The following is a 25826-nucleotide window of genomic DNA, read 5'->3' as shown; positions in this document are numbered from 1 at the left end:
GTCACCGATACCGGCCATGCCGTCGCCTGCCGGCGGGTGACAATCTCGCCAGCCCCGGAGGGTTTCTTCACTTGATCAGAGGCGGCCGGCCAATCCAGACCGGCGTGGGCTCCGAATGCGAATAGTCCGAGAACGATCCGTCCCGCTGTCGGGAGCCGGCGGCGGGTACGCCCGCACCTTCGCGCGCGGGCGGGAAGGAGTTCATCCGTGTTTGGCAAGCGTTATGCCGCGTCGATGATCAACCGGAGCGCGGAGAACGATCAGGACCGCCGCCGTTTCCTGCGGGCGGCCGGGATGACCGGACTCGGGGTGGTGGGGGCCGGCGCGCTCGGCGGCCTGACCGCGGGCACCGCGTCGGCGTCGGCCCGCTCGGCCGCGCCGATGGCCGAAACCGCCGAAGCCGCCCAGGTGAGCGACGGCGCGGTGCTCAACTTCGCGCTCAATCTGGAATACCTCGAAGCGGAGTTCTATTTGCACGCGGTCACCGGCCGCGGGCTGCCGGATTCCCTGGCCACCGGCACCGGCGCCCAGGGCGGGGTGACCGGAGGCCGCGCCGTGCGGTTCGAGTCCCGCACCGTGCGCCAGTACGCCCAGGAGATCGCCGGCGACGAGAAGGACCATGTCCAGTTCCTGCGCAGCGCCCTCGGCGGGGCCGCGGTGTCCCGGCCTCAGATCGACCTCCAGTCCAGTTTCACCGCCGCCGCGCAAGCCGCGGGCCTGGTGAAGAAGGGCCAGAGCTTCGACGCCTTCGCCTGCGAGGAGAATTTCCTGCTCGCCGCGTACCTGTTCGAGGACGTCGGCGTGACCGCCTACAAGGGCGCTGCCCCGCTGATCACCAACAAGACCTACCTCGAAGCCGCCGCTGGCATCCTCGCGGTCGAGGCCTATCACGCCGGCAACATCCGCAGCCAGCTCTACGACCGGCGTGACGGCCTGCTCGGCACCGGCCTGCTCGGCACCGGACTGTTCAGCCACGACCTGCGCGAAGCCTCGGTCAAACTCTCCGACGCCCGCGACAGCCTCGACGGCCCGACCGACGACGACCAGGGCGTCATCGACGACCGCGGCAACGCCAACATCGTCCCGGCCGACGCCAACGGCATCGCCTACAGCCGCAGCCCCGGCCAAGTCCTCAACATCGTCTACCTCACCAGCAAAGCCGCCACCTCCGGCGGATTCTTCCCCAAGGGCGTCAACGGCGAAGTGAACACCAGCGCCGCCCACTGATCCCGCAGACCCCGGCACCGGACACCGCTGCCGTCCTCCGTGTCTTCTTGGCCCTTCGGCGCGGCGGATTCCGGTGCCAGGCCCGCGTTCTACGGGCTTTGGCTGATCGTCCTGACACACGAGGCCTTCGTTCCGCGGAAAATGGCTCACCGGCCAGATCGAGGCAGAACACCTGGACGCGGATGTCGCCATGCGACAGTTCGGCGAGTACAGGAGCGAGCAAGCTCGGACCGCGACCGGCGAGGTGCACCTGAGCTGCTGGTGGTTTGCTCGGAGCGCGTCCTTGATTCGATCCTGGTTCACGAGCGCGGAATGGCAGGATCGCCGGCCCTTGCCGAAGACTCTCCTCGGCGTCGGATTGGTCGTCGCGGGGGAACCTGTCGTCGAGGCCGCGCTCGTCGGCACCGGCCCGCCGCCTCGTCGCCTACCAGCTGTCACTGCTCCAACGCGCGGTTTTCCGGTGCCGCGACAACGGTTCGGCGGTTGACGAATTGTCCGGGGACGATCGCATAGCGGGTTTCTGGTGCTGCACCCGAATACGGGGTCCGACCGGCCGCGCGGTGCGCATTCGACGTTCTCAAGGGTCGTTCGACGCCTCTGGGCGACTCGGGCCACAGAATCTCCTACGGGTCAGTGCGGGTAGGCATACGGGCATTACGTAATCCGCCCCGCGCGGGGGACAGCGATGTGCGGCTCGGCGTTGAAAGACCGGTCGTTAAAGGGATCTGAGGTTCGGCGCAAGGTGAGTAGGATGCGAAGCGGACGGCCGGTTGTGCCGACCGCGAATTTCTTGGTGAGCGGAGTCCAGGACGCCGAACACGAGACGCTGTTGGATGCGCTCCGCGGGCATTCCCCGGCGGTGCTGGTCGAGGGCGCGGCAGGCACCAGGCGAGGCGGCGTGCCGTGCGTTGATCGGACCACAGCCAGTCGCGTTTCTTGAAGGACGCATACAGGGCGGCGGAAAGAATGACGATGACCAGCGTGGACGTCCAGAACCCGGCTGTGGTCTGAAAACCTGTGGGGTCCCAGAAGTCGGTTCGTGGATCTGACCTGCGGTGCTGGGCGCGTTCGATGGGCAGGGCATGATCGCCAGCCATGGCGCTGCGTTTGCTCTATCTGATCTTCCTCCGGCTGGTGGGTCTGCTGGTGTTGCTTGGGCGCTCGTCGGCGTCGAAGGATGTCGAGTTGCTGGTGTTACGCCATGAGGTGGCTGTGCTGCGCCGAGGTAACCCGAAACCTCGTCTGGACTGGGCTGATCGGACGGTGATCGCTGCGTTGGTTCGGCTGCTGCCCAAGACGCTGCGAACACACCGGCTAGTCACCCCGGCCACGATCCTGCGCTGGCACCGTCGCCTGGTCGCCGCGAAGTGGACCTACCCACACCGAGCCGGCCGTCCGCCTGTCGACGAGGCGATCACCGGGCTGGTCGAACGGATGGCCACCGAGAACCACCACTGGGGCAACAAGAGGATTCAAGGCGAGCTGCTGAAGCTTGGTCATCGGGTCGGTGCGTCGACGATCCGGCGGATCCTGAAGCGGGCACGCGTACCTCCCGCGCCGGACCGGCGTACCGACACGTCCTGGCTGCGGTTCCTACGCACGCAGGCGGCGACGATGCTGGCGTGCGACTTCTTCCACGTCGACTGTGCGTTCACCCTGAAGCGGATCTATGTGTTCTTCGTGCTGGAGGTCGGCAGCCGCTACGTGCACGTCCTGGGCATGACCACGAATCCGGACGGGGGGCGGACTACGCAGCAGATCCGCAACCTGGTGATGGATCTCGGTGATCGAGCCGACGAGTTCAGGTTTCTTGTCCGCGACCGGGCTGGCCAGTTCACTGCGTCGTTCGACACTGTCCTGGCCGGCGTGGGCATCGAGGCGGTAAAGATTCCTCCGCGTTGCCCGCGGGCGAACGGCTACGCCGAGCGGTTCGTGCTCACGGTCAGGACCGAGCTCACTGATCGTGTGTTGATCGTGGGTGAGCGGCATCTGCGGGCCGTGTTGGCCGAGTACGTCCGGCATTACAACGGTCGACGGCCGCATCGTTCCCGCGAGCTTCGCCCACCTCGGCCGACCCACCCCGTGGCGAACCTCGGCTCTCAGCGGATCAAGCGACAACAGCTCTTCGGAGGTCTGATCAGCGAGTACGAACGGGCCGCGTAAAGCTACTGGTCAGGACCGGTGACTGACTTTTGGAACCCTACAGGGTACCAGGCACGCCTTTGTTCGCACGACTGCCTCACTCCAGGAATTCGAGAGCAGGATCGAGCCAGCGCTCCTTGACCTGAGCCGAGTTGACGAGAAGGAATTCCCTTCCCGCCCCGCTGAGCAGTTGCCCGTCGTAGCTTCCTGTCCGGCGAACTGGGACTCCGAAGCCGAGCAGCTGGGTTCGGACCCGTGCTGACACTGGGAGCACGTCGTCGACGAGACGCCATGCCCTGCGGCGAATTTTGGCCCAGGGACCGGGAAACACCTCCGAGCGTTGCAGTGCCTGAAGAAGAGCCGTGCGCGGATAGTGCGCGCTGTTCAGCAAATGCGCCGCGACTCTCCTGAACCGACCTTCGCGGGCCTCCCGATCGGGGACCACGGCGAAGGAGGGGAGCGGAAGTCCATGAACCCGGGCGAGTGTCAGCAGCCGGGCGAGTTCCGGCACCAGCTTCAGCTCGCACGCATACTCGCGTGCAAGCCGGAACTCCTTCTCGGCGTCGGTGCCCAGGAGGAGAACTGCCGCGTCGACCATGTCCTTGGGCGAGAAGCCGCCTTCAAGCCCCTCCGCTGCGATGCTCGTCAAGTGTTCGGCGGTACCGAGCACCGGGGCACGCCCGATCTCCCTCCGAGCAGGGACTGTGCCGATGTCACCGGCGAACCCGTGTGTGTAGAGATCGATGGCGAGCGGCAACTCGAACTCACCGTCCCTCGCGGCGACGACAGTCGCTATGACGCAGTGCTCGCCGAATGCACCTCCCGCGCGAGCTGGGTAGCGGATCACCGCCTGCACCGCGGCCTTCCACTGATCTCGCAAGACTTCGGCGATCAGCCACAGCGAATCGACGTCGGTGACCACCAGGTCGAGATCCATCATCGTGCGGACGAGCGGCGACGGATACCGATCCGCCACCGCGTGTCCTTTGATCGCGTACGCCCCGGGTACCACCTCGACCACGGTGTCACGCACGGTACGTAACAGCTGCGTCCGCCGGCGGGCTTCGTCGATTTCATGGGCGAGGTGGTCGGGCAGCGTCGTGCGAGTGGCCACGGCGCTGAGCCAGGTCGGGACGAACGACGGGGCCCGTTTGCGGAGGTCCCGGAGCGTTTCGGACACCTCCGAGGACGGTGCGGGCAGCCAGGATTCGACGAGGTCGACGATATGGCCGGGCTCCAGCTTCAAGCGTCCGCACCTCCGCTCAGCGGCACCGCCCAGTAGCTTTCGGCACGATGCCAACCCGCTGCGAGCAGTCGCGCGGTGACCGCTTCGGAATGCGGATTGTCCCCTACGACGTGGCCGCGCAAGGCGTGGCCCGCCGAGCGTGCCCGCCCGACAGCGGCCGAGGCGAGGAGCCCGCCGGCGGCGGTGCCCCGCCACTCCCGCAGGACGAACTGGTCGAAGAGTTCGAGCTGTGGGGCACCGGTCAGCTCGTCCTCGTCTGTGACGACGGTCGCGTGCCCGGCGAACGTGTCCCGGTGGTAAGCCGTGAACACGGTGACGCCGTCGCTGTTCAGCAGCGATTCCACGAATTCGCCGACGTCCGGAACCGGAACGTCCGGCACCGTCGTCCGGTAGCCGAGTTCGAGCGCTTCGCGGAGCAAAGCGGCGACGGCGTCGTGGTTTTCCGGCCCGTAGGGCCGGAGCGTCCACTCTCCCGATTCCGTCACGGTGCGCACATCGGGACCGGCAACGATGTACTGGGTGGCTCGCTTGCCCACGAAGGTATCGGTCGGCTCGACCTCGGGCGGAAGACGCAAGACCAGGGTGCTGACCTTCTCGTCCCGTTCTCGCACTGCGTCGCGTACCTCGTTGAGCAGGGCCGGTTCCGACACCACCGGTGCAGTGTCCAGCGCGAGCAGGGCTTCCCGCCGGCCGCTGAGGGGCTCATCGCGGATCGAAAGGATCAGGCGGACGTCCCCAACCGCGAGGACCATCTTCTCGGCAGCGAACAGCCGGGCGCGAGTGCGAGGCAGCCCTCGCGAGGTCAGTTCGGACAGCATCCGGTCGACGCCGCCGGAGGTGCTCATGGTCATGACGACACCGCCACGTAGGTCTCCAGCACCCGATGCGCCGACTCCGCGACCATGTCGGCATCGATGGTTTTAAAGGCGGACTCCATGCGCCGGACCGGCGATTCTCCGGGAAGTTCGTCGCACGCCCGTGCCCCGGTCAAGTAGGCGCGCGACACCGGGTCCTCGTTGTCGATCAGCACCGCTCCTCGGCACTGGGCGATCGCGAACTCGAACGCGCCTTCGGGCAGTCGCCCGCTGGCGACTTGGTCGAGGCAAGCGAAGATCGCCTTCTCGACTGCTGCCGCCTCTGCGGGCGTCGTTCCGGCCAGGACTCGCCACGCGCCGCAGTCTGAGAAAGCCGTGTTGATCGTCTGCAGTTGGTACGCGGCGCCGAGTTCCTTGCGCAAGCGCTCGTAGAGCAACGAGCCGGGTATCCCGCCGACGAGTGCCGCCAGCACTTCGTACGCGGGCTGTAACTGGTGCCGGCGAGACGCACCGGATCCGCCGACTGCGAGGCAGATGTAGTCCGTGTCCGCAGCTGGCCGGAAGCCCTCCACCCGTCGGCTTTCCTGCAGTCGAGGGGCCTTCCTCTTGTCCTGTGACGACGAGACTGACTGCGCGAGGCGGGACGCGGCCACGGCGTCTATCGCTTCCCCCATGAGCTCGTCAGGCCCGACAAGGGACACCGCGATCGGCCGGGCGGTCAACCCCCGCCGGTGCCAAGAGAGCAGTTCGCGTGGGGTGAAATCCGGGAAATCGTCAGCGGTGCCCCCTACCGGCCGGCCAAGTTCGTGACCGTCGAAAAGCTGGGCGTAGAAGCGTTCCGTCGCGACGTCGGCGGGATCCGCTGCCGCGCTGAGCAGTTCTTGGAGGACGACCCGTCGTTCGGAAGCGCAGAGGTCGTCGGGAAAGGCGGGATCCGCGATCGCCCGGGTCAGCCGCAGTACACAGTCGATCGCCGAATCGGGTGGGGTCCGTGCCCAGTAGACCACGGTCTCTTTGGTGGTCATGGCGTTGGCCTGGCCGCCGACTTCGCTGACCCAGTCGCAGAAGCTGCGTCGGCGACTGTCGGCAGGAGCACTCATTACGAGGTGCTCGAGCATGTGCGTGACGCCGATCCGGTCGCCAGGCTCGTCCCGGGACGACGATGGCACCGTCACGCAGACGGTGAAGCTGTCCAGACCGAGATCGCTGTCCGCCGTAACCCTGGCCTCGCCCAGGGTCTTCGCTGTGAACATGACCAGACCTTTCGGGTTCCGGAAGAAGGGGGCGCGCGGCCCCGCAGGGCCGCGCGCCCGGCGGGCTACTTGCCCTTGCCCTTCACAACCAGCTTCGGGCGAAGGTTGGCGATAGCGTTGCGCGACATTGTTTCCCTCCCTTCAATCGTGAAAGTTTCTCCGCCGGCAGGCGGAAACCACGTCCGCACCGAATCCGGTCGCACAATGGTGTGTGCTCCGATGAAGCAGGGAGCGATCCTGATTGGTGCTGGGAATGTCCGAGCGGGAGTCCGGCAGGATTCCGTGATCACCGCTTCGATGCGATGAACGCTAGCAGCGTCTCCGTTCTGGCGCAAGCATTGTTCAACAAGTTCAACCAAGTTTGACACTTTTGCCGCCTCGTGTGAATGTCGATCGCATTGGATTTTCGTCTTTTCCGGCGTGAAAGAATTCGCATTGGTTCGGCATTCGAGGGGGATTTGTGTCGTCAGCGAGTCTGTTCGGAGCGAAAGCGTGGCTGGCCCTCAGCGGCGAGAACCCGGACCGGCGTGTGCTCGCTTCGTGCCGCGGCATCGGTCTCGTGCGGAGCGAGTACGTGGTCCGGCGGTGCGGCAAGGCCTGGCAGGACGCCTCCTGTGCGGCGGCCTTGCACGAATATCTCCGGTTGGTGGTCGACGCGGCCGGAACCCGACAGGTTTGGTATCGCTTCACCGATCTCGAAGCCCGCGACGTCAATGTCCTCCAGGCGAATGCCAATGTAGTCCACGACGACAATCCGCTGCTCGGAATGCGGGGAGCGCGACGGTACCGTCGATTCCCAGACGAGTTCACCGCTGAGTTGGACGCCGTCGCGGAGGTGGCGCACGGCGCGCCCAACCTGGGGTTTGTCGTCCCGTTCGTCCGCGACGCCGAGGAATTCGGCGAGGTGCTCTCCGTGATCCGCGGCAGAGGCATCGCGAACCCCGTCGGCGTGATGGTCGAGGTGCCTTCCGCGGCGCTCACGGTGGCGGACTTCCTGAGTGCCGGAGCCGGGTGCCTGCTGGTCGGCCTCAACGACCTGACCGGTCTGACCTTAGGGTCCGCTCGGAGCGACCCCAGGTTCAACTCGGCGCACAGTGCAGTCCGCGAGCTCATCACGCACATATGGCGCACCGCGAACGCGGAAAAGGTGGCGTGCCGCATCGCCGGCAACTACCCGGCCGCGACGGTCGCCAAGTTCACCGAGATCCCGCTTGAAGCCTGGACGGTGCACTACGCGGACTGGGCGCGGCTTGTCGACCCGGCGATCGGGGGTTATCGCGACCAGGACCTCATCCTGCGCTACCGGCACGCCAGTGACGCCAAGCTCGTGCGCTCCGGCGCGATGCACAGTTCGAACACCGTCGTTGCCGCCGGACTGCGGCTGGACGACGCCAGGTGAGACCTGCTCAGCCACTCCGACGATTCCCGAGGTGCCCATGCCTTCAGCCGACCACGCACTCGCTGTCCTGCTGCCCGACGCGGTGCGGCTCGGCCTCGTGCCCGCGCTCGGCGAAGAGCTCCAGGCACGAGGGTTCTTTCCGGTAGCGTGTCGGTCGCTCCAATTGGACGAGGAACACCTTTCGACGCTCTATGCCGGCACCCGATCGAAAACCTCCGAGTCCGGGCGCCAGTACGGAGTACTGCTCACCGCCCGGCTGGCTGCGATGGATTCGTCCCTGGCGGTCGTACTCGGCCGGCGGGACGGCCGCGACGCGAGCCGGACACTGCACGACGCGAAGGGCGCTAGCGTCCCATTCGAACGGGCGCCGGGAACTCTGCGCTGGCTGTCCCGCGTGTCCGGGCGCTGCCTGTCGCTCCTCCACACCCCGGACGACTTCGCAGAAGCCAGACGGGACATCGCCGCACTGTTTGCGCCGATGGGCATCGACGAAGTCGTGGCCATGGACCGTCGCCCGTCTTGGCGTGAGATCGCCGATCTGCGCGCCTACGTGCCGCCGGGTGACGAGAGCTCGCGCCACAGTGCCGTCGTCACTGCGATCCTCCGCCTCTCGGTCGCACTCACCGTCGACACCGCCCAATCTGTCGGCCTGGGCTTCCCGGAGGTCGCGGCACTGGCCCGGGATTTTCTCGCGGACGCACCGGCGACGGATCCGTTCGACGAGGCGAAGCGGTTCGCGTGCTTCTGCGACCAGGCGCGGGAGCGTGCGACCGCCGGCTACTCCCCAAGACCTTCTCCGGGGTCGTTCGGTCACCTGCTGACCGCGCTCGTTGATCCCCGCTGCCACTCCCTTCGCCTCGGTTTCGAACTCGTCCGCGCGATGGAGTCGGCGGGCTTCCGGCTGACCGACTTCGAACAGCAGAGATTGCTGACATCCCTGGCATTCCACCAATCCGAATATCTGAAGGAGCGCCTTCCGTGACAGTCACCTGGGATCCGAAAACCGTGGCCGGGGACTTCGCCGGCCGGATGGCCCTGGTATTCGAGCGCGATCTCCATCGAGCCGAGGCCGCCGAACTCGCCACGTCGATCGGTGCCGCATTGGCCGAGGAGGGGCCTTCGTCGAAGACCGGGCGCCGGTTGCTTCGCGAGTCCGGTGTCCGAGACACATGGAACCGCGTGTTCGCGGAGCAGCGATCCGCAGCGGTCGCTGCGGCGATCCGACCGCATGTACGCGGCCGCGTCGTCGATCTGCTGGCCGGCGACGCCACGGTCGCAGCAGCGCTGCGAGAACTCGGATGCCGGGATATCAGCTGCTGGGAACGCAGGGGAGCGTACCCGGAACCACCGCGGCTCCCCGTGTCGCCGTTCGAAGAGCTCCTGACCGTGCGGCCGGTCGCCGACACCGTCCTGATGGTCACGGTGCTGCACCACGAGAAATCCGCACCCGAACTGCTCGATCAGGCGCGCGAGCTGGGTGCTCGACGATGGGTCGTGGTCGAGAACTGCGTGAGCGAAACTGTGAGCGATCACCTGCACGAGTTCGCGGACATCTTCTTCAACACCTGCCTGAACGAGTTTGACGTCGACTGCACCACCGAACACCGGACGTTAGAGGCGTGGTGCGAACTGCTGGGCGGCCACGGGACAGTCGCACACGCCGGGGATCTGGGCCGGGTGCCCGGGATGCCGTTCCCCTACGAGCTCATCGTCGTGGACCTGTGATGCTCGGGCTCCCCGCCGAATGGTCCTACCTCAGGGATCTCACGAGCGCGTTGACAGACGAGGTCCGCGCCGCGAATGCCTGCCCGCACGTGAAAGCGTTCACCGACGATGCGAATCGGCTGACCGCGGCGGAGCCCGGTCGGCACAATTGGTATCCGGCGCTGGCCGCCTACACCAAACTGAAGCGCGCCTTCGGATCCTGGCTGGCCGGACGAGCTGAGGTAGCGGACAGCTACCTCACCATGGAGGAATTCTGGGACGCCGCCGCAGCCCAGCGGGCCGGCACATCCGGCGGTACCTTCTGGGACACCTACGAACACGGTGATCGACGGCGGCTCGAGCAGGTGTTCGCGGAGACCTTCCGATCCGACAGTTCCGTGCTGGTGAACTCGGGGATGTCCGCTGTCCACGTCGCACTGTCCGCGGTGCTCCGGCCCGGTGACACTGTGATCGTCGACCGGCGGTCGTACTTCGAGACGGGCGAACTGCTGGACACCGTACTGGCCCCGGCCGGGATCACCGTCGTTCGCGTCGATCTATCGCAGCCGGATCAACTGGACACGGCCCTGCAACGGTACCAATGCGCGGCTGTGCTCGTCGAAACGGCGTTGAACGCGCCGGTATGCACCGTGCCGGTCTTCGGAGGCTCTCCGTCACCGGTGGTTGTCGTCGACAACTCGATCCTCAGCCACGCCGTCGACTTCCGCCAGCTTGCTCGGGCGACCTGCGCTGAGCGGCTGCTGGTCGTGGAAAGTGCGATCAAGTATGCGACACACGATTGCAGTGCGGGCGTCGTCTACGGCAGCGGCGAAACGATCGAAGCAGTCCGTGCGTATGCCAGGCGGACGGGGCAACAGCTCCAGTCCAAAGCGTTCCATTTCCTGCGCGCGGCGGAGATCCGGTCACTGGCAGCGCGAATGGCACTGCACGCCGAACGCAACCGGCGATTCGTCGAGTGTCTCGACGGGACGCGCCTGGAAATCGCGAACACTGACTTCGCGGCAGCCGGCCGCCTCGACGCGTTCGCCGGCTTGGCGCGTCAGACAGGGCCCGGCAGCCTGGTCTTCCTTCGCACAGCCGTCGAACCAGAACGCGATTACACCTCGATTGTGAACCAGTGGGCGGCCCGGTGCCGTGACCGTCGCCTGCGCTTGGACATCCGCGCCGGCTTTGGCTGGGACGTGACCAGCGCGCGCAGCTACCGCTCCGGCTTCCTCAACCAGCCGGACGCCCCGACTTTCATCAGGGTGAGCTTGGGGATCGGGCCGATGGAGGAGGTCGAGGAAACGGCTCAGGAACTGCTCGGTGTGGTCAGTACACTCGCTGCTCGAAACCGTTCCGCGCGTTGAATTCCGCGATGGCGGCCCGGGTCCTGGCCTTGGTCGCGGCCAGCACCCCGAGATCGGGCAGGTCGTTCCACTGAGGGCCGAACACCTTCGGCAGGTCGGAATAATGCACGACGCACTCGTCGACCCCCAGCGTGCGGCAAGCAGAGATGAGCTCGGGGCTGAGGTATCCGGCGACGGCGAGCTCGGCGCCGATTCGCGAGGTTTCGCGCCTGGCCAGCTCGATCGCGCGAAGAAGCGGCGAAGCCGGCTCAACCGGGCCGCGCACTGACCGGGATCGAGCCAGCAGCAGCGACGACAGGTCGTTGCACCCGATGACCACCCGGCTGATCCCGGTGCCAAGGAGCCGGTCGAGCTCGACGAGCGCGGCTGGCGTCTCCAGCATCGTCGCGACCGGGGTACCCGATGCGTGGCGGTCGATCTCCGCTACTGCCCACTCGAGTTCTTCGGCGTAGGTGACGAACGGGATGATCACCCCGACGTCGGCTCCTGCCGCGCGGGCCGTCGCCACCCCTCTCAGCTCGGCCCTGAACGCTTCCGGGTAAGTGCGCGAACGGCGGATTCCGCGGAGACCGAGCAAGCGGTCTTCCTCGACGAGAACCGCTTCGACGCCCTCGAGCACATTGGCTTCCGCGGTGTCGACCTCCATCGTCCGGTACCACACGCGGCGTGGTGCCGCGGTCGCCGCGACGGCGCGCAAATACGGCTCCAGGAACTTGCGCACCGATTCTTGCGCTGGATAGCAGCCTTCCGCTCGGAATACATATTCGCCGCGGATGAGCCCGACGCCGTCGAAGTGTGCGGCCAATGTTTCGTCGAATCTTTCATAGCTCAGAGCAACCGTAAGCCTCACTGCTCTCCTTCGCAGGGTGACGGGCAAACCTGGACGACTGTTGCATGGCCGCGGAGGAGCCGTCAAGATCGACCGACGGAACGCCGGACTTCCGGATCGGGAAACAAAGGTGTCGATTGTGGCGAGCAATTCGTGTATCGAAATCCGCGGGCTCACCCGCACGTTCCGGGGACGGGCGAAAACGGCGGACGGGACGAGGAAGGTTTCCGTGGCACTGGACGACGTCGCGCTGAGCGTCGGGTACGGCGAAGTACGTGGCCTTCTCGGGCCGAACGGCGCGGGCAAGACCACGTTGTGCAAGATCATCTCCACGATCCTGCTGCCCACGAGCGGGGAAGTCCGGGTGTGCGGGCACGACGTCGTGTCCGAAGCCCGTGCGGTCCGTGCCCGGATCGGGATCGTCTTCGGCGGCGACCGCGGCCTCTACGGACGGCTCACCGTCCGGCAGAACCTCCAGCACTGGGGTGCGCTGTACGGCCTGCGGGGCCAGGCGCTGAACACTCGGCTCGACGAGCTCATCGGCCGATTCGGCATGACCGCGCGGCAGCACGATCGGGTCGAAGGCTTCTCTCGGGGGATGAAGCAGCGGGTCCATCTGGCACGCGGCCTGATTGGCGACCCGCCGGTGGTGTTGCTCGACGAGCCGACCGACGGCATCGACCCCGTGGGCGCACGCGACTTTCGGACGCTCGTCGAGCAGCTCCGCCGGGCCGGCAAGACGATTCTCATCACGACGCACGACATGGCCGAGGCGGAGCAGGTCTGTGACCAGGTCTCGTTCATCGACAACGGCAGGCTCATCGCCACCGAACCGCCGTCCGCGTTGGGATCCCTCGTGTCCCGGTGCGAACGGGTGGATGCCTGGCAGGTTCCCCAGCAGGTGCGCGAGCGGATTTCCCGCCTGGCCGGGGTGCGCTTGGTCGAGGAGCTTCCCGACGGGTACTTGCGGTTCCACGCCGACGACCAGGCCACCGCGGGCGAGATCCTGCTGTCTCTCGTGCAGGCCGGCGTGACCAGGGTGCGCAACACCGTGCCTGATCTCGAAGAGGTCTACCTCCACCTCATCGGTGACCGCGGAATGAAGGTCCACTGATGCATGCGGCGCTGAACGGCGCAGTTTTCCAGCTTCGCCTGCTGCGACGATCACCAGGCGACCTGATGGCTCTAGCGACGACGCCGCTCATGACGGTGATCTTCCTGGCGATCGTGCACCACGGTGCGCGCCCGGACCTGGAGGCGAACGCAGTGCTGGCACCCGCGCTTATCGCGCTGTGGGGCATGTCGTTGCTCATCGCAGGCGACATGATCGACGTCGAACGGGAAAACGGCACACTCGAGGCGCTCATCGCCGCGCCAACCAGCCTCTGGCCTTTGCTGACCGGTCGCATCGCGGTCGTGACGTCGGTGAGCCTGCTAGGACTGGCGGAGTCGTGGTGCGTCGCGAAGTTCGCGTTCGGAGTGACACTCACCTTGGGTTCGCCCACGGTCTTCGTCTTCGCGCTGATCGCCACCGTCTTCGCCATGAGCGGCTGGGCCGGTGTCATGAGTTCGTTGTTCGTATTGTCCCGGTCGGCACGTATCTTCCAGAACTCGCTGAGTTTCCCGTTCTACATACTGGGGGGCGTCCTGGTGCCCGTCGCGCTGCTCCCCGGCTTCCTGCAACCGCTGAGTCACGCGGTGTTCCTTTCCTGGAGCTCTGATCTGCTCCGGGAAAGCCTGTTGTCCGAGGCGCCGCGGGCACCGTTGCTCCGGATCCTCGTGATCGTGCTGTTGGGTGCGGCCAGCGGTCTTCTCGGCCGAGGCCTGCTCGCGGTGGTGCTCAACCGTGCCCGGACAACCGGAACGATTTCGTTCGGAAGCTGAGGAGAAATGACGACTTTGATCTCCACTGCCGCGGCCTGGTTGCGGGTGGGCCGGGCGGGCTCGGCGAACGCCTTCGCGGACTTCAAGGCGATGTACACGCCTGTCACGTGGACTTGTGGCTGGTTGACTCGGATTTTGGCGCAGGTGGCCTTCTACGCGCTCATCGGCCGCCTGCTCGATTCTCGCGAGCAGCAGGAATACTTGCTCGTCGGCGCGGCGATGACCGTGCTGGTGACGGAACTGATGCTGGTCTGCGCGTCGACGGCGTGGGAACGGCGGGCCGGAACGCTCCCGCTCCTGATCGTGGCTCCGGTGAGCTGGGTGCCCGTCTTCCTGGGACGCAGCGTGCAGTGGATCCCGAGTTCGCTCGCGACTTCCTCGGTTTCGCTCTTCGTCCTCGGCCCGCTGTTCGGTGTGCGGTGGACAGTCTTGACCGGAGTGCTCGCGTTCGGCGCTCTGGTGGTGAGCTGCCTTTCCAGCTACCTCTTCGCGTTCGCCATGGCGGTCGTCGTGCTCAACCGCCCGGAGCTGCGCAACCTCATGGGTGCGGTCGTCTCGGCTGTCACCTCCGCCGTATGCGGGGCCGTCGTTCCGGTGGGCTTCTGGCCCTTGCCTGTGCGCTGGCTGGCTCATCTTCTGCCACCGACCTACGGACTCGATGCGCTCCGTCGGCTGGCCCGTGGCGAGGTCGGCGTTCCGCTCCTGGCGGACGCGGGACTCGCCGCAGGCAGCGGATTGGCTTGGTTGGGGGTAGGCGCTTTGTTGCTGAAGCTGTTCCTGGACTCAGGGCGGCGTGAGGGCACGCTGGAGTTTTCCTGAGTTCCGCAATCCGAGGGAGAGGGATTCGATGTATATCCTGGGCCATGTCGAGACAGCCACTCGGTCCGAAGTCGTGCGGAGCGTGGATCTCCGCGCGGGCGAGCGGGTGCTCGAGCTGATGTTGCCGGATATCCTGAACTGCCACGACTGGGCGTACGAGCACAGCTGGTACCGCCACGAGTCCGCTCGTGACCAGCTGATCGTCACGCACATGGTGGGTGACGCGGTCGTCCACTACGGGACCCGGTGGTCCGGGGAACGCCGGAGGCGCGGATGGGCGTATGTGCGGATGGGCCAAGTCGCCCGGCGGTACGAGACGTTCTGGACCACCGCTGAACAAGCGGGTTGGCGCCGCCCGGACGCCGGAGAGCGCGACAGCCGCCGCGGCTGGGCACACAGCCTGGTCGAATACGCCATCGACCAGTTGCTGGCAGACACCGGCGACTGGACCGAAGTCTTCGAAGCCTGCCGGGACGGCGCTCGTGCGACGCTCCGCGACCCGGACTGGGTTGATACGTACGTGCACCAGCACACGATTCCAGACAGTTCGCTGAGCCGTACTTTCCCCGGACTCTATCTGGGCGCTGTTTCCCGGGCGCGGCAGCCAGACGAGATCCATCTCCGTGGCCTAGCCCTCAAGTTCGGCCTGGTCGAGACGGACGAGGTGCTCGACTGGCTGCGCACCTGGATGCGAGACATCGTGTCCGGTATCGGCCGCGAGGAGATGGAGCGGGCGCTGGCCAGCATCACCGAGGTTGTGGCCGAACCGGACGCCTACGCCTATCCGACGTCGTTGAAGGCGGCTGCACTGATTCCCGACCCTGCGCGCGTTCTCTGACGCGGCAAGACGTCCGAGAAGAAGCTGGGGGCCTCCGCTTGTGCAACGGAGGCCCCCCAGCACTTGTTCTCTCTGCACCCCTCAGCGACCGGACGCGGACTGCTCGAAGGTTCGGGATTCGAGCAGTGCGGCAATGCGCCGCCAGGAGTTCACACAGCGTTGAGCCGCGTCGGCGATCGCGCGGGTGCAATGGGCGGGAATGCTCTCGACGAGTCGTTCCCAGTCATCGTCGTGGGAAGCGTGGGCGTCGAGCAACCGGAGGAGTACGCGACCGGACTCGCTCAACCGCAACGAGGGATCTCGTTTCAAGACAGCGACCAGGTCGTCGAAGGTCCCAGCCGCTCTCGCGGCGGACGACGGGTCGCCCCGGCCGAACATGCCCGGCGGTGCCAGCCAGCGAGGCTCGTCGTCGATCTTCCGGACCCTTGGCGGCAACGGGTCCTGGCCGTTGCGGAGTCGTTCGCGGACGTCCTTCGCAGTGCCGATGGCTATCCCGGCGGTCCGGGCGATCTCGCGCAGCGTCGCGTCCGGATTCCGCCCGAGGAACTCGGCGGCGCGCCGCCGTCCCAGCGCCGGATTGACCGGCCGTACCCGGCCGTCGTGTCCTACACGGCCGTTCGACCTCGGAATCTTCGAAGTCGAACGCGCGCGTATCGTGGCCACCGTCTTGTCGGAGACACCCGCCGTCGCCGCGATCGCCGCGTTCGACCAATGAGAATGGGTCTCGAGGATCCTGACCACGGCCGCAGTGCGGTCGGCTCGGCTCAGCGGCAGCCCATGGTGGGCGTTGCGGCGGACAGCCTCGATAAACGCCTCGTCCGAGTTCCCGTCGAAGAACACGACGCCGATCCGGTCCTGGTGGCGGAGTGCCGCTGCCTTGAGCCTGTGCATCCCGTCGACCACGCGCATCGTCGTCCGATGCACGACGATCGGAGGCAACGGGCGATCCAGCGCCGCGAGAGCGTGCACGTGCTCGTCGGATTCGCCTGCTAAGCGCGGCGAATCCGACGGCGTCAGCAGGTGCAGGGGAATCGAGACGGTGGTCGACGCCGGTGCCGGTTTCCGGGCCATGACTACCGTGAACTGCCCGTGCCGCATCGGGTCAGGTTCTCGGACGTGTGTCGTTTCGCTTCTTTCCGAATCCGTGTCAGACGGCTTGCCCATCATCGATTCATCCAGACCATGTAACCGCTCATCCTCCCCATGCACGGAAGCCGGACTCGGCGCGGGATCGCTGCACAACGCACGTTCCCGCGGCCGTCGTTCGGACGGATCGGGAGAACGTTGCCAGATCCCGCTACCGGTCCGGCACTCCGCAGCTACTCGACCAGGCCGAGCAGTCCGGTCGAGCGTTGTCTCAACGGAACTTCGGCGTGGAGAGGCATTTTGCACGGCAAGAGCCGTCGGCGGCACGCTTGACCCGGATCAGTGCGCGTTCTCAGCGTCGGCGGCGAAGCTGACCCACTCGGTCGTCGGAAGCCTTCGCGCCATACGGGTATCGTGCAGCCCACGATCATCCTGGAGCACCCGTTCCTCCGGATCTTGGCGACGTCGTCGCGCTTTTCCTCCTGCTCGCGCACATCGAGGACTGAACCTGGTCTCCGCGTTGCCGCATCCGGCGCGAACAACGCCGTGCGGACCTACGCGGCGTCGTAGTGGAAACCACACCTGAAACAGTCTCCCGCCTCGGCTCTGCCCAACGAGTCAAGGTGGAAACGAGCGTATGCTCGTTCGTGCATGTTCGCAGGGTAGGTGTCGAGCGCGTCACGCCAGTGCCGCTCGGCCGTCGCCATATCGCCGCGAGCGTAAGCGATATGGGCGAAACCCTCAAACGCACGCGCTATAAAGCGGGAAAACGAGTATTCGCGCGAATAGCTCATCGCCTGATCGAACACCTCGGAGGAACTAGCTGTCGCGCCCGAGGAAAACCATGCCTCGCCGATCGTGCTGAGAGCCTCGCATTCCACTCGCCGAAAAGCGAACCTCCTCGCCAACGCAAGGGCTTGCCTGCCGAAGTCGATGGAATCCTCCACCTTGCCGAGCGAGCGTCGCGTCGCACTCATGCCGACGAGTCCGAGGGCCTCGCCATGGCTGAAGCCGCCGCGCACGCTGTCCTCGTACACCCGCGAGAAGAGCTCGTCAGCCTTGTGGTGCTCCCTCCTGAAGTGGGCGATCGAGGCGATGTTCCACAGCGGGACAGCGGTCCCGCGGATCGAATTCGTCCGGCTGCGCTCCAGTTCCAGAGCTGCGTGCAGGTAGTCCAGAGCCTCGTCGAACCTGCCGAGGTCTCGGCATGCCACGCCGAGGTTGTTGCGGATGGTGCGCAACATGTCGATGTTCTTCAGCTGTGCCGCTTTCTCCTCGGCCGCGAGGTAAGCGTCGAGGGAAGCTTGCAGCCGGTCTTCATTCGAGAAGAGCGCACCCAGATTGGTCAACTGCTCCATGTGGACGGCCTCGTCCCCGCTCGCGCGGCTGAGACGCAGCGCCCTGTTCAAGTGCTGGTGCGCTTCGGCCGTCGAGCCGCGCTCCCGGTGCACGGCCGCCAATCCCTGCAGACAGATCGACTCGGCCAGCTCGCTGCCGTCCGAGCGCGCTGAGGCGACGCCCAGTTCGCACAACTTTCGCGAGTTACCGTCGTAGTTGCGGCTTCGCAGATACGGCTGGACCATGCAGGCGAGCTGCCACGCAGTCCGGTGCCAGTTTCGCTCGGCCGCAAACTGGGCCGATGACACGATATTGCCGAACTCGTATTCGAACCCGCCGGCCGATGTCGAGGCCTGCACCTCGGCGTCTGTCCAGAAGGCGGGTCGTTCCGCTTGCGGCATCCCTAATTCGATTCGGCTGAGCGGCTCGCAGTGAGCGAATGCGGCGTGCACGTAGTAGTCGAGAAGCGCGCGCTGCGCCAGGTCTCGGTCCTCACGGCTGTCGACGTCTACGCACAGTTCATGGGCGCAGTCACGAACAAGATCATGGAAGTAGTACCGCCCCGGCACATCCTGCCGGACCAAGTTGTCGTCCAGCAGTGCCTCGAGTGTCTCCTCCGCTTCTTCCGCGGAGATACCGGCGAGTGCGGCCGCCGCGTATTTGTCGAAATCAGCGCCGGGGTGCAGGCCAAGCATGCGGAAGACGCGCTTCCCCAACGGCCGGAGGTAGCGATAAGAGACCCGCAGCACGTCCGCGACGCTGCAGCCCTCGACTTCGAGAAACTTGCCGCGCCGCGCCTGCCCCTCCAGCCGAATTACCAAATCGGCGACGGTCCACGCGGGACGTTCGCGAAACCGGGAACCAGCGATGCGCAGCGCCAGCGGCAAGCGGCCGCAAAGACGCACCACGTTGGAGATCGCCTCCGCCTCGGCCTCCGTCCGCCGTTTCCCCGCGACCAGCCGGAACACCTCGATCGCGTCCGAATGGGGCAGCACGTCCAAGTCGATGGACGTCATTCCTTCCAGCGCGGCGAGCTTGCGGCGGCTGGTGATGACGACCAGGATGCCAGCCGTCCCCGGGAGCAGCGGGCGCACCTGCTCCACGTTGACTGCGTTGTCAAGAACGACAATCGCGCGTTTGCCGGCCATATGGGCCCGCCATCGGGCCACCCGCCCCTCCAGCGCCGGCGGCACCAGTTCGCCCGCGACACCGCTGTCCCGCAGGAGCGAATCCAGTGCTTCCGCAGGCGTCAGCGGTTCGACGCCGAGCGTGAAACCGTGGAGATCGATGAAGAACTGCCCGTCCGGGTAATCCGCCAGCACGCGGTGTGCGAGATGTACCGCGAGAGCCGTTTTGCCGACTCCGCCCATCCCGCCGATCGCGGAGATCGACAGCGCTGTCGGCGACGAGACTTCGATGTCCGCCAGAAGGTCGGTGAGCTCGTCCGACCGGCCGAAAAAGTCCCGAGTGTCGTTGGGCAGATAGCACTGTGCCGGCCGCTCGGCGGCCAGTGCTGAGGAGTGCGTGCCGGGCGCTTCGAGCGTTCTGATCTCGCCGTTGACCAGAACGCCGATATCTCGGGCTCCCTGCAGGATATCCGCGTGCAAGGCCCGCAACTGCGGGCCGGGATCAACGCCGAGTTCTTCGGCGAGTTCGCGGCGCGCATGGTCGAACACCTCGAGCGCGTCCGCCTGCCAGCCTGCCTTGTAGAGCGCCAGCATGAGGTTGTAACGCAGAGACTCTCGCAACGGATACTGAGAGACCATCTCCCTCAGTTCGCCGACGACGGTGGCGAACTCGCCGGAAGCCAGCCGGAGCGCCGCCAAGCGCTCGCGAGCGACAAGCCGCCGCTCCTCCATGCTGGTCGCTATCGCGTCGATGGCAGGGCTCGTTATGCCGAGCAGGACCCGCCCCCGCCATAAAGCCAGCGCTTCTCTCAATTCGGCGACAGAGTTGTCGAGGCAGCCCATCGGGTCGATGCGTTCGACGTTCTTGACGCGATCGCTGAAAACGTGCAAATCGATCGCGCTGCGCTCGGCCTCGAGCAGGTACCCGGCAGGGCTTGTCGAAATCTGCAATCCAGGGTAGCCGGACAGTGTCCGGCGCACGCCGGCCACCGCGTTGTGAATCTGCTGGCGAACCGACTTGGGCGGCGCCTCCCAGAGTTCGTCAACGAGCCAGTCCACCGAGACGGTGCTGTTAACGTTCAGCAACAGGAGCGCAAGGAGCTTCTGCTGCCGCATGCCATTGATGGCTATCGCCTGTCCTGCGTGACGCACTTCGAGTGGCCCGAGTGCCAAGAATTCGACTGCCACTTTCCCCTCTCGCTCTACTGACCGCCTACCGAACGCACCCGCGAGCGCGAGTACCGGTACCGAGTCCAGCTCGCAAGCCTACCCGCATGGTCGTCAACGTCGAACGGTTTCCGGCTGAGAACTGACAGGTTCGGCCCCGACGGCCGGTGCGAGATGTCCGGCCGCGCCCGCCCGCCGGCTTGTCCTGCACCGAGCGAGCCAGCAGCGAAGCCAGCTCGAACTGTACTGCACCGAGCGATGCGGTCCAGTTCCCATGATCAGCCAGATGGAGCAACCGCTCCGCATGGCGGCCCGGCCGACGTCGCAAGCGGCCGGACCGCAGCACCCATCGGCCTTCAGCGAAGGGGTAGCAGTTGGGTAGAGATCGAGTAGGCCGAGTGCTATAGTAAGTCGCTGATCACGCTCAGCGAGCGTGGTTAAACGAGGGAGGGAATTTCTATGAAGAGGTCTTTTCTTGCTGGCCTAGCGATCGCCGTCGCCGTCGCCTTCGCGTTCTTCTTCACCGCGTCGGGCTCCGCCAGTCCGAACTCGGATAGCAAACCCGCTGCCGTAGGTGTAGAGACGGTTTTGTGAGCTGATTCGACGGCACGCCGAATGCGGAGAAGATTAAGTCGCAATACCGCGCTGGACGCTAGCGGCAAGAGTTTCGTGGCTGCAGCGACCACCTTGCTTCTCACCTTGGTTTTCACTAGCCTCTCCGGAGCCGTCTCCGGCTCGTCGACGGGCTGGCTGAGCGAGCGACTTCACTCGTATTCACTATTGTGGCCACAAGGGTGGTCTTTCTTCACCGGACTTTCCCGTGACGACGTCTTTGTGGGATACAAAGTCATCGACGATACCACGAAGCCGAACGCAATCGGCTTCGTGGAACAGAGTCGCGCGAAGTTTACCGACCGTCTCGGCGGACTGGACCGGTCAGGCGACACACAGCAGTACGAGCTCACTCAACTGGCGAGCCTGGTTCCGGAGCAGTACTGGCAGGGCTGTCATGCGCAGACCCCTTCCAGTTGTCAGCCAGCCTTCGATGCCGGCCGCTACGTCCGCATGAAGAATTTCTCGAAAAACCGGACGTGGTGCGGCAAGATCGCGGTTTCAGCGGCCAGCCCTGCACGCGTCACACTGTCGACGCTGCGCGGTATCCCACGAGTCATCGACCGAATCGCTTTGGTAGACCTGCAATGCGGTGGTTGACCAGGGCGGCCCGGTCGACGCTGGATGCAGCCGGCCGTTACGACCCTCGAGGGCTTCCTCTTGCGATCGGCCGGACCCTGCTTGCGGTTGCCACGCTTACCGAACTGCTGTTTACCCCGACCGCTGGCCTTTTTGGAGATGTCTCCGGCAAGGACGGCGGCGCGCACTGCGACGGAATCAGGTCGCTTTCCCCCTGGTGCATCAGCAACCGCGTCACCGGCAGCTTCGGTGCCGCTGAAATCACGGCGGTCGTCGTCCTTGCCGTCGTTGCGTCCGGATACCGGCCTAAGTGGACTTGCGTTCCGCATTGGTACGTCTCATTCGGGCTCGCGGTCAGCATGTCCGTGCCCGATGGCGGAGACAGCGTCGCGAAGATCGCCACGTTGCTCGCGATCCCGCTGTGCCTCGGCGATGGCCGTCGCTGGCAGTGGACAGCACCTTCGAGGCCGCTCGCTCCGCCCTGGCGTGGGTTCGCGCTCGCCACAGTGATGACCGTTCGTCTGCAAATCTGCATCATCTACGCCAGCGTGACACTGTCGAAGCTGATGGACGAAGCCTGGTCGCACGGCAGCGCGATTTACTATGTATTCTTCGACCCGGTCAACGGCCTGCCGCCCAGCGCGCGGCGATCGCTCAGCCCGCTGCTGGAATCGCCTTGGATCATCGGTTCGCTCACCTGGTCGGTAATCGGCATTCAGCTGGTGCTGGCCGCATGTGCCCTCGGCACGCACAAAATGCGCGTGTTTTCCGTGGTCTTGGGCATCGCCCTGCACACTGCGATCATCGTTGTGATGGGGTTGCCCAGTTTCGGCCTGGTAATGATCGCCTTGCTGACGATCTCCCTCGCACAGTCGCACAGGCATCCCTCCTCGCTCGACGGCGACATCGCCATGACAGAGGGTAAGTGCACAGCTGAACAGAAATCATCCGCGATTCTACAGAAACTCACGGCAGGGCTTGATGACCTCTCACGCGATGGTCGAACCGATCGATCCGGCGAATTCAGACCGTCTGACGCTCGAGGATGTTTACGAGGTGATCGCGTCCAGCAGCCGACTCGACAATCCGGAAGCCCCAGTACTGACGTTCGACGAAGCCATCGGCAGGCTCAAGAACCCGCAACCGGGTCTTGGCCAGGTCCTGCGCTGGGCAGTGCGTCGGGGCAACCACGTCGTCGGCCTCGCTTCCTTGTACTTCCCCGAGGCCGAGAACAGTCATCTGGGCCTCCTCGAGCTGACCGTGCACCCCCGGGCCCGCCGCGGCGGCATCGGAACGGCAGTCCTCCGCACGATAACGCCGGAGCTGCGGGTACGCGGACGCACAGTCGTGGAATGCTGGAACATCACCGAGGGGGGTGCCGGTGCGTCTTTCGGAACCGCGCGCGGCTTCGAAGCGGTCAGCACGACAGTGCTCCAGATGCTGTCGATCAGCACCGTCGACCGTTCCGTGTGGGAAGTCGAGCCACCGATCGGCTACCGACTGGTCTCCTGGTGCGGCCTCGCTCCGGACGAACTGCTGGCCTCCTACGCCGAGGCGCGGAGAGCGATCGCGGACAGCCCGTTCGGCCGTTCCGCATTCCGATTTCCGGCCTGGACCGCCGAGCGTGTCCGCGAGTCCGAAGCAGACCGCCGGCACCGCGAAATCGATCACCGCGTAGTCGCGATCGTGAGACAAGATTCCGACGAGGTCGTTGGCTTCACGGAGCTGCAGGTCTACCCGCATCGCAAGAACTTCGCCTACCAAGGCGACACCGCCGTGCTCGCCCAGCATCGCGGGCACTCGCTGGGTTTCTGCGCGAAGGCTGCCATGCTGCGGTGGCTGCAGACCGAGCGGCCCGAAGTCGAGCAAGTCATGACCTCGACGACAGCAGCGAACCCGTACATGGTCAACGTGAATCTCGCACTCGGCTACCGCAGCGCGCGCAGAATGGTCATTCTTGCTTGCGAGACCGAAAAACTGGCTCAGCTTCTTCGCGCATAGCCGAGCAGTCGAGCTCCGCCGCTGCGCTGGTGCTACACCTCGCCCGAATGGCATCGCCGGGAAAGTGACGCAATTTTTCCGTCCCGCTTGACGTTTTGTCGGGCCGGTGTAGGGATGTCGAGGGCTGCCAGCAGTCATCTGGAGATGAGGCACCAGGGGAAGGCGGCCTGGCAGGAAGCCAGGCCGCGTCCGGGTTCGAGAGTGAGGCGTTGGCCGTGTGCTGTCCACGCTCGGGCCGACGCTTCGACTATGACCGGTTCGTGGCCGAGCATGGCGAGAGCGCGGCAGATGTTGTCCCCGGAAATCCGGGTGACGGCGGCTTCCTGGGGCCGTTTGCTGACGATGACCGCGACGCGTATGAGTTTCCCCGTCCCTGTGGTGGTCAGCGTGTTCTGGGCGAGGTGAAAGGGATGGCTCGCTCGGCGTAGAAGCGGGTGAAGTCGTTCACCCGCACCGCGGCCGAGCGCTGGCTCTCCGGCGTGTCGCCGGAGGGGTTGTGGAAGACCAGGGCGCCGGGAGTGGCCGCGTGGACGAGGACGAGGTGACCGCTCTTGCTCGCGGGTGTTTCGCCGGGGCGGCGGATCTTCGGGCTGACCGAGGCCATGGCCCAGTGGCTTCCTGGACGGCGTGATGCAGTTCGTGGACGTCCAGCCGGGGCTCGACTCGCGAGTCGAGCGACCAGCGAGTGCGCGCGTAATCCACGAAAGGCGCGTAGATGAGTCCGTCGAGGCCGTCCGAGCTGCGCCGGTACCCGCCTGCGGCGAGAACCTCTCGGCCGAGGCCGATCGTGGTCGCGGATACGCCGTGCCAGGCGGCGAGGATGCCCTTCAAACACGCCATGCCGCAGGCGCGCCAGCTCCAGAAGGCGTACTCCTGCGGGCTGTCGGCTCCGGAGCCGGCCCGGCGCGGATCGTCCTCCACGGACATCTCGCCGCGAATTATGGGCCCCACCAATTTCGGAGATTCCCATTGCGCGAAGTACGGAACAGCGGTCGGCGGCGCGTCGAGTGTCATCGAGGCTCTCCCGCGGGTTCTTCGGAGGTGTTCGGAGCCTCGACTTGAGGATCACGCGAACGCGGCACCAGCAGCGCGGCCGCGGACGCGACAATTCCGCTGGCCAGCAGCACGACCCGGACGCCGGCGATTTCGGCCGCGAGGCCGCCGACCAGGGATCCGAACTGCATGGTTCCCCAGGTCAGCCAGCGGTACACGGCGTTGACGCTGCCGAACGGGGCCGTTCTCGGCCAGGGCGCTCAGGTCGGTGGCGAGAGCGCCTACGCGTTCGGTCTTCCAGCTGGTGAGCTCTTCGACGGAGTAGGCGCTTCCGGTCTCCGGACCCGTCGACACTCCCGTGGTGAGAGGTGCACAGCAGGATCAATTTGCGAAACGCGTGGCGGTCGTCGTCGGTCATCTGGTCGTCGTAGTGCAGGCCGTCCGGCCTCGCCGCGCGGATGTGGGCGATCCTGGCCGTGGCGACGGGGAGGTCGCCGTTCATCTTCATGACTGCTTGGGGCAGCCGCACGCGTAGCAACGGCCAAGGCTCAAGGCCAACAGCGCCTCTTTCGTCGGTGATCGCGTGGTCCAGGCAAGGGTTCAACTCTCGCCTTCGTCGCCAGGACACCTGACTCCAGGTGTACGGGTCGTTGCGGACTGTACGGCCCCCGACTGACAGTTTTGGGCGGGCGAGTCATCGTGGCTGGCGAGACCACCTTTCACTGATTTACTTATTGACATCCATCAAGGTCTTGAGCGACTATCGATGTCAATAAGTCAGGGAGGTGCACGTGCCTGATGGTGACTACATCGCCTGGCACGCGGCAGCGAAGTGGCGCAAACTTGCCAACCTGCTGAAGTCGGGTGCATCGGACATCGAGATCGAAGACAGCGCAGCTTCCGCTGTCGCCAAGACCATCCGAGCGTCCGGCGGGGTGCCTGACTTCGCAGCGGCTGCGCAACAGGTGTTCGCAGCCGTCGCCGTCGACTCTGCGGTGGTGGCCCGCCCCAAGCCGTCGGCGACCGTGGTCGACCGGATGCTGTCGGATTCGATCCAGGCACTTGCGGTCCGGTTGCAGAACTCGATGCAGTGGTCTCTCCGGCCCAGGCCGCTCAGCTGCTGGCGCGCCAGATGATCGGCCGGATCGTGGCGGCTGGCATCGACCACGACGTGCCTGCTCTTGTCGGCAAGGGGCACTTCACGGCGGGGGAACTGCAGACTGCGCTGCGCAGGGTGGTTGACTCCACCCCTATGAAGGAGCTGGCGATCCGGTGGTTGGCGCATCCGACCGGCATCGGACTAAGGGCTCCGAACCGCAGAACCGCTGCCAAACCGCTCGACGAACTGCTCGGCACCGCTTTGGATGAGCTGTGAGCGCCGTCTCGCGAAGCGTTAT

General features: G+C 65.8%; 22 protein-coding genes and 1 pseudogene. 15 read left to right on the top strand and 8 right to left on the bottom strand.

Translation table 11 applies throughout. From position 1 onward, the window contains the following. The first annotated feature begins 207 nt into the window (after positions 1–207). Entirely contained in the window at positions 208–1227 is a 1020-nt protein-coding gene (locus BM362_RS37130; protein ID WP_093576316.1) for a ferritin-like domain-containing protein, read from the top strand. 1095 nt (positions 1228–2322) lie between these two features. Further along, positions 2323–3390 carry an integrase core domain-containing protein gene (locus tag BM362_RS49575; RefSeq protein WP_093576314.1) on the top strand — a complete coding sequence of 356 codons (1068 nt, stop codon included), beginning with the start codon at positions 2323–2325 and terminating at the stop codon, positions 3388–3390. A gap of 76 nt (positions 3391–3466) precedes the next feature. Here BM362_RS49575 and BM362_RS37115 read toward each other — a convergent pair whose 3' ends face one another. The 3 genes from BM362_RS37115 to BM362_RS37105 all read right to left on the bottom strand — a co-directional run bounded on the left by BM362_RS37115 (position 3467) and on the right by BM362_RS37105 (position 6683). Further along, a complete protein-coding gene (locus BM362_RS37115; RefSeq protein WP_143132594.1) occupies positions 3467–4483 on the bottom strand; it encodes a hypothetical protein in 1017 nt (338 codons plus the stop codon). Positions 4484–4611: 128 nt separating this feature from the next. Then, positions 4612–5466 (bottom strand): GNAT family N-acetyltransferase, encoded by an 855-nt coding sequence (locus BM362_RS37110; RefSeq protein ID WP_143132593.1) that lies wholly within the window; start codon positions 5464–5466, stop codon positions 4612–4614. Beyond that, the gene (locus BM362_RS37105) at positions 5463–6683 is read right to left on the bottom strand and encodes a M16 family metallopeptidase (RefSeq protein WP_093576312.1); all 1221 of its coding nucleotides are present in this window, start codon (positions 6681–6683) and stop codon (positions 5463–5465) included. Before BM362_RS37105 ends, BM362_RS37110 begins: the two co-directional genes overlap by 4 nt. A gap of 460 nt (positions 6684–7143) precedes the next feature. On the opposite strand from BM362_RS37105, the gene BM362_RS37100 reads away from it, so the two are divergent. The 4 genes from BM362_RS37100 (at position 7144) to BM362_RS37085 (ending at position 11156) form a co-directional block, all read left to right on the top strand. Then, the gene (locus BM362_RS37100; protein ID WP_067581087.1) at positions 7144–8082 is read left to right on the top strand and encodes a putative PEP-binding protein; all 939 of its coding nucleotides are present in this window, start codon (positions 7144–7146) and stop codon (positions 8080–8082) included. Positions 8083–8119: 37 nt separating this feature from the next. Next, a complete protein-coding gene (locus BM362_RS37095) occupies positions 8120–9064 on the top strand; it encodes a nucleoside-diphosphate kinase (protein WP_067581088.1) in 945 nt (314 codons plus the stop codon). Beyond that, positions 9061–9807 carry a hypothetical protein gene (locus tag BM362_RS37090; RefSeq protein WP_093576310.1) on the top strand — a complete coding sequence of 249 codons (747 nt, stop codon included), beginning with the start codon at positions 9061–9063 and terminating at the stop codon, positions 9805–9807. Before BM362_RS37095 ends, BM362_RS37090 begins: the two co-directional genes overlap by 4 nt. A 242-nt stretch (positions 9808–10049) precedes the next feature. Beyond that, a complete protein-coding gene (locus BM362_RS37085) occupies positions 10050–11156 on the top strand; it encodes a PLP-dependent transferase (RefSeq protein ID WP_167545572.1) in 1107 nt (368 codons plus the stop codon). Here BM362_RS37085 and BM362_RS37080 read toward each other — a convergent pair. Further along, a complete protein-coding gene (locus BM362_RS37080; protein ID WP_244287406.1) occupies positions 11119–12312 on the bottom strand; it encodes a putative PEP-binding protein in 1194 nt (397 codons plus the stop codon). The two genes, BM362_RS37085 and BM362_RS37080, sit on opposite strands and share 38 nt — an antisense overlap. On the opposite strand from BM362_RS37080, the gene BM362_RS37075 reads away from it, so the two are divergent. Genes BM362_RS37075 through BM362_RS37060 form a run of 4 tightly spaced genes read left to right on the top strand, consistent with a single transcriptional unit; the run spans position 12215 to position 15526 of the window. Beyond that, positions 12215–13099 carry an ABC transporter ATP-binding protein gene (locus BM362_RS37075; protein ID WP_198545306.1) on the top strand — a complete coding sequence of 295 codons (885 nt, stop codon included), beginning with the start codon at positions 12215–12217 and terminating at the stop codon, positions 13097–13099. The two genes, BM362_RS37080 and BM362_RS37075, sit on opposite strands and share 98 nt — an antisense overlap. Further along, positions 13099–13869 (top strand): ABC transporter permease, encoded by a 771-nt coding sequence (locus tag BM362_RS37070; RefSeq protein WP_093576308.1) that lies wholly within the window; start codon positions 13099–13101, stop codon positions 13867–13869. Before BM362_RS37075 ends, BM362_RS37070 begins: the two co-directional genes overlap by 1 nt. 6 nt (positions 13870–13875) lie before the next feature. Beyond that, positions 13876–14688, top strand: coding sequence for an ABC transporter permease (locus tag BM362_RS37065; RefSeq protein WP_067581095.1), 813 nt, complete (start codon positions 13876–13878; stop codon positions 14686–14688). 28 nt (positions 14689–14716) lie between these two features. Beyond that, positions 14717–15526, top strand: a complete 810-nt coding sequence (locus tag BM362_RS37060) for a hypothetical protein (protein WP_093576307.1) — start codon at positions 14717–14719, stop codon at positions 15524–15526. Positions 15527–15607: 81 nt separating this feature from the next. On the opposite strand, the gene BM362_RS37055 is transcribed toward BM362_RS37060, so the two are convergent. After that, positions 15608–16624 (bottom strand): ParB N-terminal domain-containing protein, encoded by a 1017-nt coding sequence (locus BM362_RS37055; protein ID WP_157904898.1) that lies wholly within the window; start codon positions 16622–16624, stop codon positions 15608–15610. A gap of 542 nt (positions 16625–17166) precedes the next feature. After that, positions 17167–20265 carry an AfsR/SARP family transcriptional regulator gene (locus BM362_RS37050; protein WP_143132592.1) on the bottom strand — a complete coding sequence of 1033 codons (3099 nt, stop codon included), beginning with the start codon at positions 20263–20265 and terminating at the stop codon, positions 17167–17169. A gap of 648 nt (positions 20266–20913) precedes the next feature. Between BM362_RS37050 and BM362_RS37045 the strand changes: the two genes are divergently transcribed. The 3 genes and pseudogenes from BM362_RS37045 to BM362_RS46595 all read left to right on the top strand — a co-directional run bounded on the left by BM362_RS37045 (position 20914) and on the right by BM362_RS46595 (position 23436). Beyond that, positions 20914–21456, top strand: coding sequence for a hypothetical protein (locus BM362_RS37045; RefSeq protein ID WP_143132591.1), 543 nt, complete (start codon positions 20914–20916; stop codon positions 21454–21456). Continuing rightward, positions 21444–22286, top strand: a pseudogene (locus tag BM362_RS50825) (sporulation-delaying protein SdpB family protein); the annotation flags it as partial. The gene BM362_RS37045 and the pseudogene BM362_RS50825, both read left to right, overlap by 13 nt. A 145-nt stretch (positions 22287–22431) precedes the next feature. Then, positions 22432–23436: a GNAT family N-acetyltransferase gene (locus BM362_RS46595; protein WP_208865445.1), complete on the top strand. Its 1005-nt coding sequence runs from the start codon at positions 22432–22434 to the stop codon at positions 23434–23436. Positions 23437–23818: 382 nt separating this feature from the next. On the opposite strand, the gene BM362_RS37035 is transcribed toward BM362_RS46595, so the two are convergent. Both BM362_RS37035 and BM362_RS37030 read right to left on the bottom strand, forming a co-directional pair. Next, positions 23819–24040 (bottom strand): hypothetical protein, encoded by a 222-nt coding sequence (locus tag BM362_RS37035; RefSeq protein ID WP_093576304.1) that lies wholly within the window; start codon positions 24038–24040, stop codon positions 23819–23821. A 406-nt stretch (positions 24041–24446) separates the two neighbouring features. Continuing rightward, a complete protein-coding gene (locus tag BM362_RS37030) occupies positions 24447–24647 on the bottom strand; it encodes a hypothetical protein (protein WP_067581107.1) in 201 nt (66 codons plus the stop codon). Positions 24648–25220: 573 nt separating this feature from the next. On the opposite strand from BM362_RS37030, the gene BM362_RS37025 reads away from it, so the two are divergent. After that, positions 25221–25565, top strand: coding sequence for a hypothetical protein (locus BM362_RS37025; RefSeq protein ID WP_093576303.1), 345 nt, complete (start codon positions 25221–25223; stop codon positions 25563–25565). Further along, complete coding sequence (locus tag BM362_RS37020; RefSeq protein WP_143132590.1) at positions 25562–25804, top strand: hypothetical protein; 243 nt, start codon at positions 25562–25564, stop codon at positions 25802–25804. Before BM362_RS37025 ends, BM362_RS37020 begins: the two co-directional genes overlap by 4 nt. Positions 25805–25826 lie beyond the last annotated feature (22 nt).

This window comes from Amycolatopsis rubida (assembly GCF_900115345.1).
Taxonomy (GTDB): domain Bacteria; phylum Actinomycetota; class Actinomycetes; order Mycobacteriales; family Pseudonocardiaceae; genus Amycolatopsis; species Amycolatopsis rubida.
The sequence above is the reverse complement of the archived record's forward strand: the minus strand, read 5'-3'. Positions and strand labels throughout refer to the sequence as shown.

What these genes read in the sequence shown, in the direction of transcription:
- BM362_RS37070 (WP_093576308.1), top strand. Translation starts at nt 13,099, where the DNA reads ATGCATGCGGCGCTGAACGGCGCAGTTTTCCAGCTTCGCCTGCTGCGA.
- BM362_RS49575 (WP_093576314.1), top strand. Translation starts at nt 2,323, where the DNA reads ATGGCGCTGCGTTTGCTCTATCTGATCTTCCTCCGGCTGGTGGGTCTG.
- BM362_RS37060 (WP_093576307.1), top strand. Translation starts at nt 14,717, where the DNA reads ATGTATATCCTGGGCCATGTCGAGACAGCCACTCGGTCCGAAGTCGTG.
- BM362_RS37055 (WP_157904898.1), bottom strand. Translation starts at nt 16,624, where the DNA reads ATGCGGCACGGGCAGTTCACGGTAGTCATGGCCCGGAAACCGGCACCG.
- BM362_RS37035 (WP_093576304.1), bottom strand. Translation starts at nt 24,040, where the DNA reads ATGGCCTCGGTCAGCCCGAAGATCCGCCGCCCCGGCGAAACACCCGCG.
- BM362_RS37065 (WP_067581095.1), top strand. Translation starts at nt 13,876, where the DNA reads ATGACGACTTTGATCTCCACTGCCGCGGCCTGGTTGCGGGTGGGCCGG.
- BM362_RS37020 (WP_143132590.1), top strand. Translation starts at nt 25,562, where the DNA reads ATGATCGGCCGGATCGTGGCGGCTGGCATCGACCACGACGTGCCTGCT.
- BM362_RS37095 (WP_067581088.1), top strand. Translation starts at nt 8,120, where the DNA reads ATGCCTTCAGCCGACCACGCACTCGCTGTCCTGCTGCCCGACGCGGTG.
- BM362_RS37080 (WP_244287406.1), bottom strand. Translation starts at nt 12,312, where the DNA reads ATGATCTTGCACAACGTGGTCTTGCCCGCGCCGTTCGGCCCGAGAAGG.
- BM362_RS46595 (WP_208865445.1), top strand. Translation starts at nt 22,432, where the DNA reads ATGGTCGAACCGATCGATCCGGCGAATTCAGACCGTCTGACGCTCGAG.
- BM362_RS37105 (WP_093576312.1), bottom strand. Translation starts at nt 6,683, where the DNA reads ATGTTCACAGCGAAGACCCTGGGCGAGGCCAGGGTTACGGCGGACAGC.
- BM362_RS37085 (WP_167545572.1), top strand. Translation starts at nt 10,050, where the DNA reads ATGGAGGAATTCTGGGACGCCGCCGCAGCCCAGCGGGCCGGCACATCC.
- BM362_RS37110 (WP_143132593.1), bottom strand. Translation starts at nt 5,466, where the DNA reads ATGACCATGAGCACCTCCGGCGGCGTCGACCGGATGCTGTCCGAACTG.